Genomic DNA, 19,406 nt, shown 5'->3' on the forward strand with positions numbered 1-19,406 from the left:
AGACCTGAAATACCAAATGTTCTTACATTCAGTAAGGTTGAGTGTAGTGAATATACCGAATGGTTGACAATTAAACTATTTGTATTTTTTTTAGTCATTTCGGCCAATAAAAAAATAGTTATGATTCTGTAGATTAACTCTGTTTAGTCATTCATTATTGACCAAAAATTCTATAAAGCACCCTCACCCAATTATTAAGACATATATTTTCAATCAGTGTTTTTGAATAACCACGCTGTTGCATACGTTCAATTAAGCGATGTAGGCCTGTCACATCTTCAAGTTCAGTACCTATAAGTGCACCATCGAAGTCTGAACCAAAGCCCACATGTTCTTCGCCCAAATGATCCATTAAATATTCTAAATGTTCCAAAATTACATCAATCGATGTATCTGCATTTCGTTGTCCATCCGACCGTAAAAAAGCGACATCGAAATTTACCCCCACCATCCCTTTACTTTCGCGTATTGCTTTAAGCTGTGGGTCAGTTAAGTTGCGAGCTTGAGGGCATAAAGCATGTGAATTAGAGTGTGTTGCTACAATTGGCTGCTGCAATATATCTACAGTATTCCAAAAAGCTTTCTCATTCATATGTGAAACATCAATCACCATCTTTTTATTGGCACAGCGTCTTATAAAATCTTTGCCATCACTCGTGAGACCTGCTCCAGTGTCAGGTGAGTGAGGAAACTTAGCATTTAAACCATGTCCAAAGCGGCTAGGTCTATTCCAGAGGGGGCCAATACTACGCAAGCCTCTTTCATAAAATACATCGAGTAAATCAGGATTTTGTTGTAAAGCTTCTGCACCTTCCATATGCAATACAATTGCTAGCTTTTTCTCTGCTCTGCAATCTTGAATATCTTGAACCGAGGTGCAAATTTTAATATTTTTAGAATACTGAGCAAGTTGGTGAGCTAAATCGAGTTGTTCCAAGCAAATTTGTTCAATTTGCTGTTGCGTAAAATCAGAAGCATTCTGATCAAATAATTTATTGGAATGATGCTGTTGCACATAGCTATATGGTGGTAAAAAAATCGCAAACATTCCACCAATAAACCCAGCTTCTTGACAGCGTTTTAAATCAAGATGGCCTACTAAACGTTCATGAATAAAAGCATGTACAGGATCTGGATGGTCACTTAGCCATAAACGTGTTAATGCGTCATTATGTCCATCAAAAACTGGAATATGGCGGGGCTTCATGAGTATTCCTGTTAATTGCTATATATCTGTAATCGTGTGGACTGGAATATTTTGGGTGGCGCTTAAAGATTTAGAGTTTCTACTATTACGGAAGACTAAATTTTGTAGAGGTGCAACCAACTGACTTTCTGCCCGTGCTTGTTCAATCATTTGATGATACGGCGATTTCCCACATACAGGATCGGCATTAGCCGCATCTCCAGTCAACATATAGGCCTGACAACGACATCCGCCAAAGTCACGATCTTTATCGGGACAGCTACGGCACCCTTCTGGCATCCACGCATCGCCACGGAAATGATTAAATCCAGTTGATTTGTACCAAATATCTGACAATTTATGTTCGCGGACATTCGGAAACGAAATGGGCAGTTGTCGTGCTGCATGGCAAGGTAGCGCCATACCATCTGGAGCAACCGTAAAGAAGATTTTACCCCAGCCATTCATACAGGCTTTTGGTCGTTCCTCATAATAATCGGGCACAACAAAAATGAGTTTGCAAGGGTGATTTTGCGCTTTTAATTTTTCTCGATATTCATTGGTAATCCGTTCAGCTCGTGTCAGTTGCTCTTGTGTGGGTAATAAACCTTGGCGGTTTAAAAAAGCCCAGCCATAAAACTGACAAATTGCCAACTCGACTGTGTCTGCGTTGAGCTCAAGGCAAAGTTCAATAATTTGTTCAATCTGGTCAATGTTATGTCGATGAATAACAAAGTTAAGCACCATTGGATAATCGTATTTCTTAACCAATCGGCACATTTCATATTTTTGTTCAAAAGCATGTTTTGAACCTGCTAAGGCATCATTCACCACAGGATCGCTAGCTTGGAAGCTCACTTGAATGTGGTCTAAACCCGCTTGTTTTAGATCAGCAATACGTTGTTCGGTAAGACCCATGCCTGAGGTAATGAGGTTGGTATAAAACCCTTGTTGATGAGCATGTGCAACGAGTTGTTCTAAATCTTGACGTACCAGTGGTTCACCGCCAGAAAAGCCGAGTTGAACAGCACCCATTTGACGTGCCTGATCAAAAACGTCAAACCACTCTTGAGTGGTTAGTTCATTTTTATGCTGAGCATAGTCCAAGGGGTTTGAGCAATATGGGCATTGTAGCGGACAACGATAAGTTAACTCCGCTAATAACCATAAAGGCAGGCCAACACCTTCTGTCATACTAAATCAATCCAGTGTTGCTGTTTTGCAACCAGCATATAATCCACTACATCTTGATCAATCTCAGAAATATCACCAAATTTTTGCTTTAACTGAGCAATAATTGCAGAAACATTTTGCTGCCCATCAATATATTGCCCGATTGCCCCTGCACTCTCATTTAACTTAATCATGCCTTCAGGATATAAAATCACAAAACCATTTTGAGCTGGCTCGAACTGAAAACGGTAACCTTGTCGCCATGTTGGCACAAGGTTTAAATCAAACTGCTCTTTATTCATTTAAATAGTCCTTTGTGCCAAACTCGTTTGCTTGTCACGCTGTGATATGGTGCTTCATTGTGAACATATGCCAAAGTTAAAGCATCTAAAATGCTCCATAAAATATCCAGTTTAAACTGCAATATTTCAAGCATTCGTTCTTGTTGCTCAAAAGTTGTAAATGAATCAAGCGTAATCGTTAGACCATGTTCAACGTCACGGCGTGCCTGACTCAAACGAGAACGAAAATACTCATAGCCTTTATCATCAATCCATGGGTAATGTTGTGGCCATGAATCAAGTCTTGATTGATGAATTTGTGGAGCAAAAAGTTCAGTTAAAGAGCTGCTTGCTGCTTCACGCCATGAAGCACGGCGTGCAAAGTTTACATAGGCATCTACCGCGAAGCGAACGCCCGGTAAAACTAACTCTTCAGAAATAACTTGTTCGCGACTCAAGCCCACAGCTTCAGCTAAGCGTAGCCATGCTTCTCGACCACCGCCATCTGGATATTCACCATCTTGATCGATCATGCGTTGAATCCATTCTTGACGGACTCGCTGATCAGGGCAATTTGCCATAATCGCCGCATCTTTAAGCGGAATATTAATTTGATAGTAATATCGGTTTGCAACCCAAGCCTGAATTTGTTGCTGGGTGGCTTTACCTTCATACATCATCACATGAAATGGATGATAGATATGATAATACTGGCCTTTATCGATAATGGCTTGTTTGAATTGTTCAGTCGTTAAAGCTTCAGGTGTTTGAGTCATGTTTCACCTTAGAGTTCAATCTGCATGCCGTCATAGGCAACTTCTACGCCATTTGCTTTAAGCTCAGCAAACTGACTAGAGTTTTCATTTAAAATTGGATTGGTATTGTTAATATGAATCAGCACTTTTTTAGGTGTACTCAGCTTGTTTAAATAAGACAGTGAACCACCTTCGCCACTAATATATAAATGCCCCATTTCGCGGCCAGTTTTAGTTCCAACCCCTGTTTGTTGCATTTCATCGTCTGTCCAAAGCGTACCATCAATCATGACACAGTCTGAACTCTGCATAATCTGCATGATTTGATCGTCAATTTTTCCAAGACCCGGCGCATAGAACAACTGTTTTTGTGTCTTATGATCTTTGATAATTAAAGCAATATTATCGCCATCATGTGGGTTATTTCGATGCGGTGAATATGGTGGAGCTGCACTTTTAATAATTAAGGGTAAAAATTCTAAATTTTCAAAACCATCAATTTTAAAAGCTTGTTTAGGGTTAATCTCATGATATTGAAGACCACCATTCCAGTGTTTGAGCATATTAAATACTGGAAAGCCGTTCGTTAAATCTTGGTGGACCATTTCTGTACACCATACATTCATTGGACAACCTTCACGTAAGGTTAAAAGCCCAGTGGTATGGTCTAACTGACTGTCCATTAAAATAACGCTTATTATTCCTGTATCACGCAATTTACGCGCTGGTTGCGCTGCTTTAAATTCGAAGAGTTGCTGACGGATGTCAGGTGACGCGTTTAATAAAACCCAGTCTGTTCCATTTTCAGAAACAGCAATCGATGATTGAGTACGGGCTTTGGCTTGGATTGTACCTGTGCGCACACCATGACAATTCGGGCAATTACAATTCCACTGCGGAAACCCGCCTCCAGCAGCTGAACCTAAAACATAAATATACATAAAATTAATATCTTATTAGAAAGAGATAAGCCCTAGAACAAGACTAGGGCTTATGACATATTTGATGAAACTGATTAACGTGCTTCAAAGTACATTGTAACTTCAAAACCAATGCGTAAATCAGTAAAAGCTGGTTTAGTCCATTGCATAAATTATCTCCGGTTCATATTAATCTTATGAAATGAATCACTTGATTAAGATTTATAAGGCAATTAAAAATTTATTCTAAATAAAAAAATTGGGTTTGTAGACCACCCCTAGCTAAGATATTGTTCGATAATTGTGTTTTTTGTCCAAATTTTAATATTTCGAACATATTTGCTTATTGGGTGTTTCATCAAACATTCACACTAAAAGCGTATTTTTTATGCGTCTTAATTGATCAAATGATAAAAAATGAAAAATTTAACAATACTTTTTAAAGTAACAACACTTTCTCTGGCTGTAGCATTATTGGTGGGATGTAATGACGATGATGATAATGACACAGCACCACCTGCTCAAAGAAGCAATCAAACCGTAAATATTTTAGCTTTTAATGACTTTCACGGAAATCTTGAGCCACCTAAGCGTTATGTCGAGGCACCAAATCCAAATGATGCTGCTCAATCTGTTCGTATTCCTGTAGGAGGAGTGAGTTACTTCGCCGATGCGATTAAAAAACTTAAAGCAGAGAATCCAAATAATGCTGTGGTTTCGGCAGGCGATTTAATTAGCGCTTCTCCTCTCACCTCTTCTTTATTTTTAGATGAACCAACCATTGAAGTCATGAATGATATTCAAATTGACTTTAATGCTGTAGGTAACCATGAATTTGACCGTGGTACAGACGAATTACGCCGTTTAAAAAATGGTGGATGTCAGCAATATACCAGCACTGTACCTTGTCAAATTAATAAAAACTTTAGTGGTGCAAAATTTGATTTCCTCGCTGCTAACGTAGCAATGAAAAACGACACCAGTAAAACAATCTTCCCTGCTTATAAAGTCAAAACTTATGGTGGAATTCCAGTTGCATTTATTGGTTTAACCCTTAAAGCGACGCCAAGTATTGTTTCTGCGGCGGGTATTAAAGACGTTGAGTTCCGTGATGAAGCAGATACGGTAAATGCCTTGATTCCTGAATTAAAAAAACAAGGAATTGAAGCCATTGTAGTCGTTGTCCATGAAGGTGCGGCGCCAAGTACCAAGCTCAATCAAAAAACATGTGATGGCTTAAGCGGTCCAATTTTGGGTATTTTGGATAAACTTAATCCAGCAGTTGATATTGTTGTTTCAGGTCACACACATCAATCTTATATTTGTGACTATGCGACAAAAAATCCAGCTAAACCATTCTTACTTACTTCAGCTGGACAATATGGCACGCTTATTACTGACATCAAGATTGAATTAGATGGTAAAACTGGTGATGTCATTAAAAAAGATGCGAAACAGGTTCCTGTACAAAGTGAAGCCTATACATCCGGTACAACCACGGTAAGTCTTACAGACCTCTATCAAAAATTTAGTAAAACTCCAAGCATTGAAGCAATCTTAGATAAATACCGCCAAGCTGTGACTACCATTTCAAGTCGTGTGGTTGGAACTGCAACAGCGGTGATAAGTCGTACTCAAGTCGAAAGTGGTGAAAGTCCGCTAGGTATTATGATTGCCGATGCTCAGCAAGCGGCTGCCTTAAAAGCAAGTAATCAAGGCTCAGATTTTACGCTAATGAATCCAGGCGGTGTGCGTGCGGATCTACTGATTAATAGTAGTAACCAGATTACCTTTGGTGATGTTTTTGCGGTTCAACCTTTCGGTAACTCTATTGTGACGTTGAGCTTAACCGGTAAACAGATTAGAGATGTGCTTGAACAGCAATGGTCTGGTGCAAATGCAAATTCACCTAGAATTTTACAGCCGTCTAAAGAGTTGAGTTACCAATATGCAGCAAATACATCTGTTTCACCACGAGCAACTAACATTATGATTGCAGGTTCACCGTTGGTTGACACTAAAGTGTATCGCGTGACGGTAAATAGCTTCTTGGCAGATGGTGGTGACAACTTTACGGTATTAAAAGAAGGCCAAAACCGTGTCGGTGGTGGTCAAGATATTGATGCGCTTGAAAACTATGTTGCTGAAAACTCTAAAGATTCACCTTTAACTATTCCAGCTACGACTCGAATTAAAGTTATCAAGTAACTGATTTAATGAGAATAAAGGACAGTATGATGCTGTCCTTTATTTTCTATGGCAGTTTAAAAGATTTTTATTCGGTATATAGATTGAGCTCAACACTACTGATATCGACTCCAGTATTTGCAAAAATAATATCCGTAACCTCATGAAGTAATTCTTTAACTTTGTCATTTTCAAAGTTCAATGCTTCAGAGGTTTTGAGCGAAATAAGGTTACAACTCATCTTGTCTTTTCTAAGCTTATAAATACTTTTGCTTTTCCCTAGGAATACTCTTTTGATGAGTTTACGGTTTTCAAATTCTGACAAGATTCGATAAATCGTTCCTAGCGTTATTTTATGTTCATTTTTAATTTGCGTATAAATACTCACAGCACTTAAGCCTTGTGGATTTTGATTTAAAATTTCAAAAACCTGTATTCTTGATTTTTTTATGGGTAGTCCATTTAATAATGATTTTGAAGTTGCTGTCATGATTAATTAACCTTAATGTTGAAAAAATATAGAAATTTTTTAAATTATTTTGTCTATACTTACTTGAAAATTATGGAAATGATTTGATGTATAAATCAGAGCTTATTACCCTATAAATAAGCTTTGAGCTGATTATAAGATTCTGAATAATTTAATATTATTCCTAATTCACTATCTACATGTACGCACTTGGCGAATAAAAGAATTCTTGAGCTGAACCATATTGCGACCCTCTTCATTAAGTCATTTTTCGACCTTATTCTATATAATGATTAACACATGATAAATATTATCATTTATGTTTAGCGGTGTATCATATACATATAAGTTTTAATATTCAATATTAAGTAATTATCAAATACATAATGATAACCATTATATATTACTGATTAAATGATGATGAGTTGCATCAATTCTCTATTATAAGTATTCATTTCCACCCATATAAAAAGCAGATCGATGATCTGCTTTTTATATTTTAAATAGAATAAGTTAAATGACTATTATGCTAAGGATGGTACATCTTGTTCTTGCATCCATGCATGAATCACTTGTTGTGTTGTCATGACTTGAGCACATCGTGTACTAGCATATTTTAACGCCATATCGTGCTCTTCTCGGCTAAAGTCAGCTAATGCATCACCACATAAGAATGGTTGGATGTTTAGCATAAAAGCTTCAGCAGCACTCATAAGACAACCAATATGTGCATATACCCCACAGATAATTAGTTGATCGCGACCAGATTCCCGCATGAGTTGTTCGAGAGGTGAAAATTTAAAAACACTATATCTCCACTTGGTAAGAACCGTATCATTTTTTTGAGGTGAAATTTTTGGCAAAATCTGCGTAAAGCTCGGCTCGTTCTTTAAACCAGGTCCCCAAAAATCAGTTAATAACTGTCGATGTTCAGGTGATTGATTACCCGGTTGTGCTGTATAAACAACGGGAATATTAGATTGATGAGCGGCGTCAATTAATGCTTTGGTATTTTTAATGAGTTCTGGAATAGGTTCCTGAGTCAAGTCATAGAAATCTAAAAAATATTGCTGCATATCATGAACCAATAAAACAGCTCGATTCGTATGCAATGGCCAATTTGTTTTGTTGGGAGTAAATTCATGGGCTTGGGGCATACTGTAACTTGCAATCTTTGGAATACTCATTAGTATTTTCCTTTTCTATTTTTCAAAATATTTTTTAATTTCAGATGGTTGTTGTGCTGAAGTAATCTTTAAACCCCAAGTGTCGCTCCCCCATCTACCACTATTTCTTGCATCGTAATTTGGGCAGCTTGGTCCGAAAGTAAAAAGATCACGGTATTGGCAATATCATCTGGTTGCGCGAGTTTTCTTAAGGGAATACCTGTTCGGTACTGACTCAAATCACCATCAATTACTGCAGGTGGAGGTGTATTATCAGTCCAGAGTTGTTGCTGCATTTGAGTGAGAGTAGATCCAGGTGAAACAATATTTAGCCTGACTTGATAAGGTGCAATTTCAAGTGCCAGATTGCGACAAAAATGACTCAGTGCGGCCTTAGTGGTGGCGTACATACCAAGTTGCATACGCGGCATGCGTGCACTATTTGAACTAATAGTGACAATACTGCCCTGCCTTTTTGCACAAAAATGTTTAGCAACTTGTTGGCTAATCGCAATAGGTGCCATGACATTGACCGCAAAAAGTGTTTCCCAATCTTCCGTTTTGGCTTCAAGCATGGAGCGCATAATTAATACTCCTGCTGCATTTACTAACCCCGTAATTTCGTATCTTTCTAAAAGCTCTGAAATTAAAGTTTGTGTTTCTTGTTGATGGGTAATGTCTTGTGAGATGCCTTGCCATTGTGAAGTTTGATCTGGCGTTATTGTTTTGCTGATATCCCATTGTTTAGGATTTTCTTGTCGGTCAATACCAATAACGTGATAGCCCTGATCTAGTAGTTGCTTGGCAATAGCCGCTCCTATCCCTCTTGCAGCACCTGTGACCACGATGGTAGAGCGCATGTGGATACTCCAATTTATATTATAAAGAAATCTATAAATATAATTGCAAATAATTATCATTCTTATCAAGAGTAAATTAAAATAAAAGATTATGATGCGCGACGAGATAATTTCGGCTTTTTTTTGAGATAATTGCCTCATCATCTCGTTGCACATTATGCAAAATTATTTCAATTAGAAGGTGTTCTGCCTTTCACTTGTCCACCACCAATATTTGTGATCGTAACATTACCTTGATAAATAAACCCAGCTAAACCAGCAATACCGTTTTCAAGGTCTGATTCACTAGCTTTACCATTCTCACCAACGTTGCCGCCATCACCAGCTACTAAACCTGTTCCATCTGCACCATTGCCAACAATAGATAATGTTGCTGTTGTACCAGCAAGGTTTACAAGAGTCTTTCCTTCAGGTGCAGTTTGACGGATGTTACTGCCACCAGTACCCAGCGGAATACCGCCACCGCCTGCACCAACAGCATAGTATTCTTGATCACCAATTGAATATTGCGATTTACCAGCTGCGCCGCCACCGCCACCGCCTGCAATCAAACCATAGTTACGTACATCAATAAAACTACTGTCATTCTGTGCAATGATAGCTGTACCACCATCACCCACCATAGCTACATCAGCATCATAGTAACCACCAGAACCGCCAGTACCATATATATGACCATAGTTAATGATTTGACGACTAGAGCCAGCCAACCAGCTTCCTGAAGTGACAGCTATAATAGTGACATTCGCTGAAACAACGAAAATAGCTCGTGTAGCCGCTGTAGGCGCGCCGTAAGTCTGAATGAATAGTTCAAGTAAGCTTACGTTAGTAAGATTCTGATCGATATAAACAACTTGACCGTCTAAATCATTCTGGTTGTTGTAATACGGATAAGGATAGCTGTTTAAGTTCTCAAGATCAGTATTTGAAGCACCAAAACCAGTAACTTCTAAATAAGCAAAACGTTCGCGTTGACCCGGTGTATTTGGACTTACATAGTCAAAACGGAAGTTGATGACTGTTCTACATTCCTGTAAGCCGTCTTCTAATGGGACTATTTCATTATAAGTATCTAATAAGCGAATAGTTGTGTCATCTTCACCATTTGGATTTTCTTTCTGTCCTTGATATTGGGCAGAAATACTAAGGATATTAGACATGCCAATTGGTAGATACACCTGAGCATTATAGTCTGCGTAAACCGTTCTAACCTTTAGAGTCTGTTTAATAACTCCATTCGGCATGATGTGAGCGCTGATATTCTCAACTGTATGCTTAACCTGCCAGTTTTGGGGATCATCCGTATAAATCTTCGGATTTACGGTTGTTTCAGGGGTTAACGTCCTATATAGAAGTCGAAAATCCTTTCTCATTACATATTGCGGATGTGGATTTAACGCATCTAAGTGATCTTGATCTGCTTTAATACGCGCATTACGTTCATTATCAAGCAATGTTTGAATAAGATCTACAGCAGCATTTATGTCATCTTTACCTGCCAATGCATCAAATAGTTGACGACGATTCTCTGGATTTAAAGTAATACCTCTAAGCTCAAGTAGGTTTGCCAGTTCTTCTTGTACGGTATTGAGAAAATCTGGAGTGAGATAAGTTGCATCTTGGCCGGGTACATCGTCATTTGCATGGAAACCAGCTTTACCAGCTCCGTTCACATCTGGGCGTGCGTTTACACTATCAATTCGTTTCATGGTTGTTCCTCAACAATGTCATATCTCACATAAGCAGGTAAATAGTTCTCAATGATGCAAGCCATATTTGCTTGTACGGGAGCTTTTAGAATTAATTTGACCTTATAGCGAAGGCTTTCTGTATTAACTGGTGAGTCGCATGGCTCTGTACATTGCATTGGCGTAAATCTCACAAGATTAATCAGTTCAACACCAAACATCGCTAAAACCTGCTCCAGATAAGCACGGTTTAGAACATTCTTGGTTTGTTGAATCCATTGAATAATCTGAAGACGCTCTTCAATTGTTTTAGTGGCATTGACCGAACATTTCAGCGGGAGTCCTAGAGCTGCTTCATACTCATTTAGCAATTCTTCAGGAATACATTCCAACGTAGTTAAAATACGCTTTGCATCAACATCAGCTTGTGCAAGTACTTTTGCATGAGCGTATACATCTTTTGCGACCACACCTTTGGGTGAAGTGTCATAACCGCCAGCTGGCAGCAATTGGCGAAGTACTGAAGCATAAAGCTCTACTGTTTGATCAAAGGTCATGACGAGTCACCGTGAGTGTGCCGATCCGTAGCCAGCCAGTAGTAAATACGCTCAAAGTAGGTGTTTGATTTACTGCTGGTGTAAGTTGAATGTCTGTTAGACCTTGCAAATCTTTGATTCTGCTAACTAGTGTTGAAGCAACATAAGTTTCACCCGGCTTTAGTAAACCAACATAATCACGAATGACTTTTTCAACCTCTGTTTCGCTTGTAGAGCCAGTGAATACAGCAGTGATATTCAAATATTCTTTTGTTGGTGCATAGGCTCTTACATCGCCCCAAAATCCAGCATATTCGTCCAGTGCCGTTTGTACTAAAGCTAAAAGTGCAGAGCTTGGAGAGTTCGGTGGATTGCCAGCTGCTGTGATTGCGACATCTAAAGAGCCAAGGCCACGACGTTTAGGAAAAATAAATACATCAGCAACACCCGGCACATCTTTCACAATACGTTCAAGGTCTGCCTGACGATCACGTACAAGACCTAAAGCCTCTTTATTCATCATACGCTGACGCCAAGCTTCAACGTCTTCAACATCAACACCAGCAGATATTTCAACAACATCCACTTGAGCGGCAACACCGGGTAAAGGGCTTACCCAAAGCAGCTGCTCACCGTCGAAATTCCAGCTCACACCTTCAAACTCAGCAATAACTTGGATTTCTTTGGGCTTATTTGCTGTAAGTGTCTCTTTATATAAAGTTAGCCAGTAATGACCTTTACCATCTGTGACTTTAGTGCTAGCTGGTACGGTTACAGCAGTATTTGATGTGGCTATGACACGACCTGAAGCCTTAGAGCCTCCATTACGTGGACATTCCAAACGTTTTGCATGTATATAAAGGAAAGGCTCATCAGCTGTAGCAACAAAAAGCTGTTTTTGAATATAACTTTGATGATGATAAAGGCCCTCAACTACAGCAGCTTCACCATCTGCGCGAATGGCTGCATCATCTTCATCATCTAGTGTTAATCCAGTTAAATTCTGGATTTCTTGGATGATATCAGAGCGCAATTGGTCAAATGTCTTGATCGGATATGCCATTGTTTAGCCTCCAACCTTAACAAAATAAAGGATTGTTTGCTTTTGACCTGACAGCTGTGTAACTTCAATATTTAGGTCCACCTGACTTTTAACTGTCTGATAAGCATTTACCAAAATTGAAGAAAACCGATTCGGCACCAAGCCTTCTAAGGCTTCTTCAGCATATTGCTTAACTGTTTGAATAGTACGAGAAACATCTTTTGAGCGTCTCAACGTATAAAAACGGCTGCCAATTTTAGAATTCGCCCAGTACTTACGCCGATGGATGTTTAATCTCTGACAAATTGCTTGTACCTCATCCTTGCTAAATGCAGCATCAAGGCTCATCAACACATAATCTTTCGTTTTTAAATCAATATTCGCCATGATTCACCTACATTTCTTCAGTTGGAGTCGGTGTATTACCGTGTTTGTGTTTGTTATAAATATCGCGCATTTCCTGCATTGAGCCTTTCTGGTCAAAGACTTGACCATTCCTCACATGCAAATCACCGTCATCAACAAAAAGGTCACCAGCAGTGATATGCGTACCATCTTCTTTAAGCAAAAGGCTGTGTCCAAATTGGTCATAAACGCAGGTTTCACCTTCATTCACGTTGACAACAACAGCTCCACCAGTCGTTGCAACAACAATTGAACGGGAAGTCTTGCCATGCAAAGGGATGACGACAACACGGGCACCTTCAGGAATGTGTGAGTTGAAGCCGACTTGCTGAAAAAGCTCAACTTCTTGCAGTGTTTCATCGGCAAATCCTTTTAACTGCAATACTTTTGAGCCACCACGTGCGACCAGGGCGAACAGTGGTTGCCGGATTTGTTTCATTGCCTTATTTATCTGTGCTGCTACAGCTTTCATCATGATTTTTTCTCCTTCAGTACCAGTGGATTTGCCCAATCACCCTGACGCTTCAGAAGAAGTTTTGTTGTTTTTCCATTCTTACGGTCAAGCTGAAACGTGCGACCATAAACAGCCCATTTGGCTGTCGCTCTTGATAAAACATTGGTTTCTAAATTGATATACCAGCCTGTGGACCAAAGTTTCCCGTCAATCATCCAGCCAGAAACGGTTGCGGTCAGCGTATGTGCTTCAAGGTCGTTGTCTTTTTTGATTTTTTCTAATGCTGCATTTGCCTCAGCTTCAGTTTCCACATCGCCCAAAGTGACTATTTTCAAACGGTTATAGGCATACTGTGTTTGAGCTGTGGTTTCAGATAATATTGAGTTTGCGTTGCCGTCTTGGCTCAAAACCTTGATATGGCTAAAGACATTAGAAACGTCGTTGTCATACTGAAGACTTAAAACGTTATTGCTGTTGTTTAAAGGGCGCATCAGGCGCAATGGGGTTTGCACATGATATGGGTTTGCAAAAGGGTCACCGATTTGCAAAGTCCCGTCTGGATCAAGCCAGACATGTTGTCCAGTGATTTGTGCTGCCTTGGTCAATGAATCCCATAGCGATTCACCCGGCTCAACAGAGACTTTATTCTTTAGCCATGCATTATCCTGAATACGGACATCTTGAAACAGTGAACCTAAGTCACCGCCTAATACATAGCGACCTACCAACTCTTCAAGTGTGATTTGACGACCATTGAAAATAGGCACAGAGCAATCAATTAATTGTCCAACGAGGTCACGGCCAGAAACCTGTAGGCCATAACCATCACGGCTTACAGCTTCAGAAATACGATCTACAACAGCAGTTAAAATGAGTTGATTAGAATAATAAGCTTGTACTTTTGCCCCACCTTTAATGGCAGGATTTAAGGCTTGCCCACCAGTTTCAAATAGCGTAAAGCTCCAGTTTTCTGCTGGTGTATCAATCTGACTGTCAATTTCAACCTGATCCCAACCTTTAGCTTCAAGGCCAGCAATCACTAGGCGAATTTCATTACCCTGATTATCTTGCATAGATGGTTAGCTCCATGCCGACCTGCAATGCAGCAGGGTTAATCAAATCAGGGTTTAAGCGTCTAATTTCATCTGCACGGCTCATATCACCATATAAATAGTGTGCAAGCCAATGCAGTGTGCAAGGCACTGGAATTTGAGTTTCTGTAATTGGGGGACGTGTTTCAATAAGTTCTTGGATTTGATCCTGAATCTGAGCAGCAACGTCTTTGTAGACCTGAATTTGGGTGATGCTTTCAAACGTATTAATGGCACGTTCTTCACGGATAGCTTGCTGAAGTACTTCACGTGTTTTTTTACGTACAAGTGCTAAATCAACTGGTGTAAAGCTGATTTCTTGGTTGTTTGCCATTTCTGTACGTGTAGTTGCAACAACTTGCTGTGCAATAGCCACTTGGCTAGCAGCAAGTGTTGAGCGCCAAACTCGTTGTAACTCCGGAGAGGTATCATCATTTTGAAAAAGGTTTTCAAAACGCTCAACTCGATGAACAACATCACGCCATTTCGATAAAGCTGAAATATTGGTATCAAAGGTCACAAGCTTGGTGACGTCATCAACCAACCCAACAATCCAATCGGCAGGTGATAAAACATCCTCAATTGCTTGTTTTGCAACACCTAAATAATTACGTGCCTGATCGATACCGTTGCGAATCGTATTAACTGTATTAAATAACTTATCAGTGTCGCCAATTTTGAGTTTTTCTAGCGCACTTTCCAATGCTGAAGCTGGAGCATCAATAATTGTTGTGGTAGCAATTTTCTCAGGAACAGCAACAGGTACAAACAGCTCACGTTTTTCAGCTTTTGCCTTGATAAACTCAATCGACATCGTACAGAAGTCAGGTGTTGTTGCCTCATGATCAATTTCATGATTAACAACTTGAACTTGCTGTACACCAAAGACAGGATGTATGAGTTCACCCGGACCAGTCGCACTTAATGCTGCTTCTAAAGCATTAACCCAAGTTAAATAGTCAGGTCCAGTAAAAACCGCTTGTATTGAAATTCGACGTGGGTCACTTCCCATATCTTCAATTTCAGCTTCATCTGAATATGGAGCCTGCTTGATAGCTAGAGTTTTAGGCGCAGTATCTTTGGTGGATGTGCATTCAAACTGCACACCACGAAAACTTGCATCTTGTAAATCTGTATCCCAGCCCATGAAAAAATAACCTCACTATTGTGAGGTTATGATGTGAAATATCAGACTTTTATATCAGGCGGAAACGCTTCCGCTTAATTTAGTGCCGTTGTAGGTAAAAAGGAACATTTGAAGCACCGTGGCGTTTTTCTTCAGCAGCTGCATTTTCAGAAATCGCTCCCAATAGACCACCACTAAAATTAATAGTTTTGTTCTGCCCGGTGACATTAATTAATGTATTGATCTTATTGATCATCTCTTGACTCAATTGATTTTGTTTCTGCTGTTCAGCAATTAATTGGCTACTTTTTTCTTCAGCTGAAGCTTGCTGGGCTTTGCTTTGCTCAATGGCTTGTTGAACAAAGTCAGGACTTTCTCCACCTGAACCAATACCAATTTTTGCTAAAAGCCCGCTGACAAGGTTATATCCTGCATCATCAATGGGTTTAATTAATTGTGAGCCAGCATAAGCAGCTGCAACCCCTCCAACAGCAGATGCTCCCCCAATAGCTTTTGTAGCTGTACCAGCTGCCCCAGCACTAGCTGCACCCACCACACCTTTACCGCCAACAATTTGACCCAAAGCAGCACCACCAGCTGCAACTGCAAGAGCTTTCAAAGCTAATTCAGTTGCACCCATTGCAGTAATTAACTGCGGGTATTTGTTAGTTATCTCAGTGACTTTCTGGCCCATATCTCCAAGCAGCTTAGTTGAATCCTGTAAAGTCTGATATTCGGCATTTTTTCTTGTAACGTCAAAGGAGTTAATGCCAACCGATGCTAATTCAGTTTTATTGTAATTATATTTAAGGTCTCTGGTTTGTTCCCCCTTAGTAAGGGCCGTATCTGTCATTTCATCCCATTGTTTTTTATATCGCTTAATGGCAACAAGTGTCATTAGAGATTGTTGATCAGGCAAGATAGCAGCTAAACCAGATTGTTCATAAATACCTTGTTGTGTTTCTAATATTGCTTGAGCCTGTGCATCATTTTTCGCTGCAACCATTTTTTTTACAATAGCTTGCATTCTCTTATCTTTAGCTAAGATTTCATCAGCAACATCATAAAAAACATCAAAATCTGTTTTGCCATTATTTTTTCCTGCTGCATAACGATCTGGTAAATTTATACTTTGTTTCTTTTTTAGACGCTCAATAGTATCTGATGAATACATTTTCCCTAGAAAGTTTTGGACGTTGGTGTCAGCTTCACCAGAGGTACCAGCAGTTTTCATCGCAATCTCATTTAAAGCAATGAGTTGAGCAACAGCACGTTCACTATTTACCTTATCAACAGAGAGCTTTCCAAGCTGCGCTGGTAAAGCTTTTGCGATATCTTTTGCACTCATTGCTCCTAAATCGTCTGCTTTAATGACCATAGCTTGAACTTTAGACTCATTCAGATTACGAGATTTAGCAGCCACACCAACTTGAGCAAAATCAAGAATATCACCTCCTGAAGCAAGTGCTGACTTACCAGCCTCAAAATGTGCCCGTGCTAGGTTTGATTTCATTTTCTGAAGATCGTTATCGTTGTAAGCACCATTAGCAATTAATGCATCCATTGCGAGGAATGATTGATCACGATCAACACCGCCATTAATCGCATTTCCTACAACAATCTTATTCATCCAATCTTTGGTGCTATTCCAATCAGTTGGTGAATCTGATAGTTTTTGAGCTGCATAATGCAAATCGCGGTCATAATCCACAGTACGTTTAATGGGTTGCTGTAGAGCATAGCCAGCCCCAATTGCAGCTCCACCAATGGTTGAAACTTTCTGCCACAATGACATTGTCTGCTGAGTTGATTGGTGTGTACGCTTACTAGATTGTTCAACCTGCTTTGACCAGTTTGCTAACTGTTGTGCTGAACCAACCTGTTGTTTTAAAAGCTGGCTTTGAAGTTTTGTCTGAATTGATTGTTGACGTAAAACCCCCTCAAGCATCTTGTTTGTACGTAGTAATTGATCCCCTGCGCGGGCAGTATTCAAAGTCTCACGTGTACCAACTTTAGCTGTATTTACAAACTTAGCTTGAGCAGAGGCAACCTGTGTCCATTGCGTATTAATTTTAGTGGTGGCTTGAATTTGCTGGTCAGAAATGCGTTTCATCTCTTGTGCAGCTTGCTGGCCTTTAATCTGCAATGTCAAAGAAACTGTAGAGTTGCTTCCGCTCATAGCTTAGCCCTTGGGTTTTGAATGTCTGCGGACATTAGTCACATAAGTTTTTGTCACTGTTGAACTAGACCCGTTTGATTGGGTTTGAGTGGTGACAGATGATTGTGATTTGGGTGTATTTTGTTGATGAGTATTATCAAGCCGCTCATCACTGAGTAAGGCCACAGCCAGATCAAGCGGGATATTCAACGCTTGATCGGGGGGAATACCAATATCTATCAGTCTTCTGATGATTCTTGCTCTTGCTCGGAACTCTCGGCTGCTTCCTTTGCATCTAAGGCATCACGTAAGCCTTCAAGATATTTCAAATTTGCACGCGATGAATGGCCAAGCATGTCATAAGTGATTTCATGCTCATTACCTTCATCATCAACAAGTTTAGTCATCGCTGCCAAATCAGCAATATGAACAAATTGTCCAATTCCAATTTTTGCTTGGGCTTCAAGATACTCAATTGCAGTTGGTTGGCGCATCACAATATTTCGACTTTTAATATCGGTTTGACCAACTAACTTTTTCAAAGCTTTGGGCAAAGTACCTTTAATTTCACTCATTTTTCATACACCTATAGTGTTTCATCAAGATAATCTAAGCAGAACATTTCCAAGTCACGCATGGTTTCACCATTTACTTCATATGACTTACTAATTGACTGCACGTTACAATCAATAAAGGTTTCACGGTAATTACCATCAGGCGATTCAACAGAAAGACGACCATCTTCAACTGCCAACCAATTAACTGTGTCCTTTCCATTCGGAATTACAACTGAGGCCGTCAACTGATAGGTTGTGATTCCTTTTGATTTATACTTCACCCGTTGTTTTCGGTTCATTGTTGGGACTGGGCGATTGCCCGTAGTAATTGATGATGTAAAACGAGCAACGTCATAATCAAGCCCGTTAAAGCTCATGACGATTGCACCAACTGCATCTTCAGACATTGTTCAACACTCTTTTTTAAGATGACCCATTGTCAAATAACTATTTAAATAAGATCAGGCGGAAATACTTCCGCCTAATAATAAAAAAGACCGCACTAAGCGGTCTTGTATGATCTGATCTAGGTGAATCAATAGATATCAAGCGTAGTCCCAATGACATGCATACCACGTACTAAATGAGTTGGGGCTTTCACATTAACACGGTACTGATCTGTTGCATCCGGAGTCACAACAATCTCATCTAGACTTTCACGCACATTTTCAAGAATCTCAGCATCTTCAAGCTGAATCAAACGGGCTGAAATAATAGATTTAATATTGCGGCGTTGAGCAGCCGTGTTTTTACGACGACGTTCTTTTTTAAGGTCCTGACGCACGACTTTACGTGTGTAGTCAACAATCAATACACAGTTAATATCAAGCATAAGATCGTCAGACTCACCAGAATCCGGGTTCATACGATAAGTCGAAATGGCACGAACAATTTCCGGTTTACCGTCTGCACCCGTTTCGATCATACAAACGCCTTTATTCATTGCTGCTTCCATACGTTCAAACGTTAGCTTGAACTCATCAGCAACAGGTGTAAGACCACCTAAGTTGACACCATTGAATGGCAATGCCGGGTCGTTAGAATCGGCTAAAGCTGCTGCGATTGCTGCGGCAATTTCAGGTTCTTGACCAGTTGCACCATGATAGCAAGGGCAGATCACACGATAATTGGTTTTTACTGGAGCTTGTGCCGCAAAAGCTTCAGCTGCTTCAATATCTGAAAAAGGTACAACTAGAATTGCTGGACGTTGTTCAATTGAGTCGCTGACAGATGTTAAGTGGTCGATCCATGCAGTTGTATCAGCTCCAGCTGCTGGAGGAGATGATACGGCAATGATGGTGTGACCGAGTGGTTTGATTGTATCAAGTGTATTTTGAAGAGTCATGATGTTG

General features: G+C 39.8%; 21 protein-coding genes. 1 reads left to right on the top strand and 20 read right to left on the bottom strand.

All coding sequences use genetic code 11. The annotated features are described in order from the left end of the window. Positions 1–154: 154 nt before the first annotated feature. The 6 genes from F928_RS12885 to pqqA all read right to left on the bottom strand — a co-directional run bounded on the left by F928_RS12885 (position 155) and on the right by pqqA (position 4,485). Complete coding sequence (locus tag F928_RS12885) at positions 155–1,207, bottom strand: dipeptidase (RefSeq protein WP_005076023.1); 1,053 nt, start codon at positions 1,205–1,207, stop codon at positions 155–157. 18 nt (positions 1,208–1,225) lie between these two features. After that, on the bottom strand, positions 1,226–2,380 hold the full coding sequence (pqqE, locus tag F928_RS12890; RefSeq protein ID WP_002113586.1) for a pyrroloquinoline quinone biosynthesis protein PqqE: 1,155 nt from the start codon (positions 2,378–2,380) through the stop codon (positions 1,226–1,228). Next, positions 2,377–2,661 (bottom strand): pyrroloquinoline quinone biosynthesis peptide chaperone PqqD, encoded by a 285-nt coding sequence (gene pqqD / locus F928_RS12895; RefSeq protein WP_002113640.1) that lies wholly within the window; start codon positions 2,659–2,661, stop codon positions 2,377–2,379. The genes pqqE and pqqD overlap by 4 nt, the downstream gene beginning before the upstream one ends. Then, positions 2,658–3,416 (bottom strand): pyrroloquinoline-quinone synthase PqqC, encoded by a 759-nt coding sequence (gene pqqC / locus F928_RS12900; protein WP_002113690.1) that lies wholly within the window; start codon positions 3,414–3,416, stop codon positions 2,658–2,660. Before pqqC ends, pqqD begins: the two co-directional genes overlap by 4 nt. Positions 3,417–3,424: 8 nt before the next feature. Next, entirely contained in the window at positions 3,425–4,336 is a 912-nt protein-coding gene (gene pqqB / locus F928_RS12905) for a pyrroloquinoline quinone biosynthesis protein PqqB (protein ID WP_002113742.1), read from the bottom strand. Between the two features lie 74 nt (positions 4,337–4,410). Continuing rightward, the gene (gene pqqA / locus F928_RS22020) at positions 4,411–4,485 is read right to left on the bottom strand and encodes a pyrroloquinoline quinone precursor peptide PqqA (protein WP_001982218.1); all 75 of its coding nucleotides are present in this window, start codon (positions 4,483–4,485) and stop codon (positions 4,411–4,413) included. Between the two features lie 247 nt (positions 4,486–4,732). Between pqqA and F928_RS12910 the strand changes: the two genes are divergently transcribed. Next, positions 4,733–6,523 (top strand): bifunctional metallophosphatase/5'-nucleotidase, encoded by a 1,791-nt coding sequence (locus F928_RS12910; RefSeq protein ID WP_005076028.1) that lies wholly within the window; start codon positions 4,733–4,735, stop codon positions 6,521–6,523. Between the two features lie 67 nt (positions 6,524–6,590). Here F928_RS12910 and F928_RS12915 read toward each other — a convergent pair whose 3' ends face one another. The 14 genes from F928_RS12915 to F928_RS12980 form a co-directional block, all read right to left on the bottom strand. Then, on the bottom strand, positions 6,591–6,992 hold the full coding sequence (locus F928_RS12915) for a transcriptional repressor (RefSeq protein WP_005076029.1): 402 nt from the start codon (positions 6,990–6,992) through the stop codon (positions 6,591–6,593). A gap of 503 nt (positions 6,993–7,495) precedes the next feature. After that, positions 7,496–8,158 carry an isochorismatase family protein gene (dhbB, locus tag F928_RS12920; RefSeq protein WP_002113807.1) on the bottom strand — a complete coding sequence of 221 codons (663 nt, stop codon included), beginning with the start codon at positions 8,156–8,158 and terminating at the stop codon, positions 7,496–7,498. A 68-nt stretch (positions 8,159–8,226) separates the two neighbouring features. Continuing rightward, a complete protein-coding gene (gene entA, locus F928_RS12925) occupies positions 8,227–8,997 on the bottom strand; it encodes an SDR family oxidoreductase (RefSeq protein WP_002113769.1) in 771 nt (256 codons plus the stop codon). Positions 8,998–9,167: 170 nt separating this feature from the next. After that, positions 9,168–10,706: a hypothetical protein gene (locus tag F928_RS12930; protein WP_005076032.1), complete on the bottom strand. Its 1,539-nt coding sequence runs from the start codon at positions 10,704–10,706 to the stop codon at positions 9,168–9,170. Next, entirely contained in the window at positions 10,703–11,242 is a 540-nt protein-coding gene (locus tag F928_RS12935; protein ID WP_002122282.1) for a putative phage tail protein, read from the bottom strand. The genes F928_RS12930 and F928_RS12935 overlap by 4 nt, the downstream gene beginning before the upstream one ends. Further along, positions 11,232–12,284 carry a baseplate J/gp47 family protein gene (locus tag F928_RS12940; protein WP_002122207.1) on the bottom strand — a complete coding sequence of 351 codons (1,053 nt, stop codon included), beginning with the start codon at positions 12,282–12,284 and terminating at the stop codon, positions 11,232–11,234. Before F928_RS12940 ends, F928_RS12935 begins: the two co-directional genes overlap by 11 nt. Positions 12,285–12,287: 3 nt before the next feature. After that, complete coding sequence (locus F928_RS12945; RefSeq protein WP_005076035.1) at positions 12,288–12,650, bottom strand: phage GP46 family protein; 363 nt, start codon at positions 12,648–12,650, stop codon at positions 12,288–12,290. Positions 12,651–12,657: 7 nt separating this feature from the next. Next, positions 12,658–13,143, bottom strand: coding sequence for a phage baseplate assembly protein domain-containing protein (locus F928_RS12950; protein ID WP_005076037.1), 486 nt, complete (start codon positions 13,141–13,143; stop codon positions 12,658–12,660). Further along, entirely contained in the window at positions 13,140–14,195 is a 1,056-nt protein-coding gene (locus F928_RS12955) for a phage baseplate assembly protein (protein ID WP_005076039.1), read from the bottom strand. Before F928_RS12955 ends, F928_RS12950 begins: the two co-directional genes overlap by 4 nt. After that, on the bottom strand, positions 14,185–15,360 hold the full coding sequence (locus F928_RS12960) for a DNA circularization protein (RefSeq protein ID WP_005076041.1): 1,176 nt from the start codon (positions 15,358–15,360) through the stop codon (positions 14,185–14,187). The genes F928_RS12955 and F928_RS12960 overlap by 11 nt, the downstream gene beginning before the upstream one ends. A 79-nt stretch (positions 15,361–15,439) precedes the next feature. Continuing rightward, entirely contained in the window at positions 15,440–17,518 is a 2,079-nt protein-coding gene (locus tag F928_RS12965; protein WP_005076043.1) for a hypothetical protein, read from the bottom strand. Between the two features lie 218 nt (positions 17,519–17,736). Further along, positions 17,737–18,072, bottom strand: a complete 336-nt coding sequence (locus tag F928_RS12970) for a hypothetical protein (protein WP_005076044.1) — start codon at positions 18,070–18,072, stop codon at positions 17,737–17,739. Between the two features lie 11 nt (positions 18,073–18,083). After that, the gene (locus tag F928_RS12975) at positions 18,084–18,461 is read right to left on the bottom strand and encodes a hypothetical protein (protein ID WP_005076046.1); all 378 of its coding nucleotides are present in this window, start codon (positions 18,459–18,461) and stop codon (positions 18,084–18,086) included. A 128-nt stretch (positions 18,462–18,589) separates the two neighbouring features. After that, a complete protein-coding gene (locus tag F928_RS12980) occupies positions 18,590–19,399 on the bottom strand; it encodes a phage tail sheath C-terminal domain-containing protein (protein WP_005076049.1) in 810 nt (269 codons plus the stop codon). Between the last annotated feature and the right edge of the window lie 7 nt (positions 19,400–19,406).

This window comes from Acinetobacter pittii ATCC 19004 = CIP 70.29, assembly GCF_000369045.1.
In the GTDB taxonomy this organism is placed as follows: Bacteria; Pseudomonadota; Gammaproteobacteria; order Pseudomonadales; family Moraxellaceae; genus Acinetobacter; species Acinetobacter pittii.

Coding starts and splice junctions, on each gene's coding strand:
- F928_RS12885 (WP_005076023.1), bottom strand. CDS start 1,207: ATGAAGCCCCGCCATATTCCAGTTTTTGATGGACATAATGACGCATTA.
- pqqE (WP_002113586.1), bottom strand. CDS start 2,380: ATGACAGAAGGTGTTGGCCTGCCTTTATGGTTATTAGCGGAGTTAACT.
- pqqD (WP_002113640.1), bottom strand. CDS start 2,661: ATGAATAAAGAGCAGTTTGATTTAAACCTTGTGCCAACATGGCGACAA.
- pqqC (WP_002113690.1), bottom strand. CDS start 3,416: ATGACTCAAACACCTGAAGCTTTAACGACTGAACAATTCAAACAAGCC.
- pqqB (WP_002113742.1), bottom strand. CDS start 4,336: ATGTATATTTATGTTTTAGGTTCAGCTGCTGGAGGCGGGTTTCCGCAG.
- F928_RS12910 (WP_005076028.1), top strand. CDS start 4,733: ATGAAAAATTTAACAATACTTTTTAAAGTAACAACACTTTCTCTGGCT.
- F928_RS12915 (WP_005076029.1), bottom strand. CDS start 6,992: ATGACAGCAACTTCAAAATCATTATTAAATGGACTACCCATAAAAAAA.
- dhbB (WP_002113807.1), bottom strand. CDS start 8,158: ATGAGTATTCCAAAGATTGCAAGTTACAGTATGCCCCAAGCCCATGAA.
- entA (WP_002113769.1), bottom strand. CDS start 8,997: ATGCGCTCTACCATCGTGGTCACAGGTGCTGCAAGAGGGATAGGAGCG.
- F928_RS12930 (WP_005076032.1), bottom strand. CDS start 10,706: ATGAAACGAATTGATAGTGTAAACGCACGCCCAGATGTGAACGGAGCT.
- F928_RS12935 (WP_002122282.1), bottom strand. CDS start 11,242: ATGACCTTTGATCAAACAGTAGAGCTTTATGCTTCAGTACTTCGCCAA.
- F928_RS12940 (WP_002122207.1), bottom strand. CDS start 12,284: ATGGCATATCCGATCAAGACATTTGACCAATTGCGCTCTGATATCATC.
- F928_RS12945 (WP_005076035.1), bottom strand. CDS start 12,650: ATGGCGAATATTGATTTAAAAACGAAAGATTATGTGTTGATGAGCCTT.
- F928_RS12950 (WP_005076037.1), bottom strand. CDS start 13,143: ATGATGAAAGCTGTAGCAGCACAGATAAATAAGGCAATGAAACAAATC.
- F928_RS12955 (WP_005076039.1), bottom strand. CDS start 14,195: ATGCAAGATAATCAGGGTAATGAAATTCGCCTAGTGATTGCTGGCCTT.
- F928_RS12960 (WP_005076041.1), bottom strand. CDS start 15,360: ATGGGCTGGGATACAGATTTACAAGATGCAAGTTTTCGTGGTGTGCAG.
- F928_RS12965 (WP_005076043.1), bottom strand. CDS start 17,518: ATGAGCGGAAGCAACTCTACAGTTTCTTTGACATTGCAGATTAAAGGC.
- F928_RS12970 (WP_005076044.1), bottom strand. CDS start 18,072: ATGAGTGAAATTAAAGGTACTTTGCCCAAAGCTTTGAAAAAGTTAGTT.
- F928_RS12975 (WP_005076046.1), bottom strand. CDS start 18,461: ATGTCTGAAGATGCAGTTGGTGCAATCGTCATGAGCTTTAACGGGCTT.
- F928_RS12980 (WP_005076049.1), bottom strand. CDS start 19,399: ATGACTCTTCAAAATACACTTGATACAATCAAACCACTCGGTCACACC.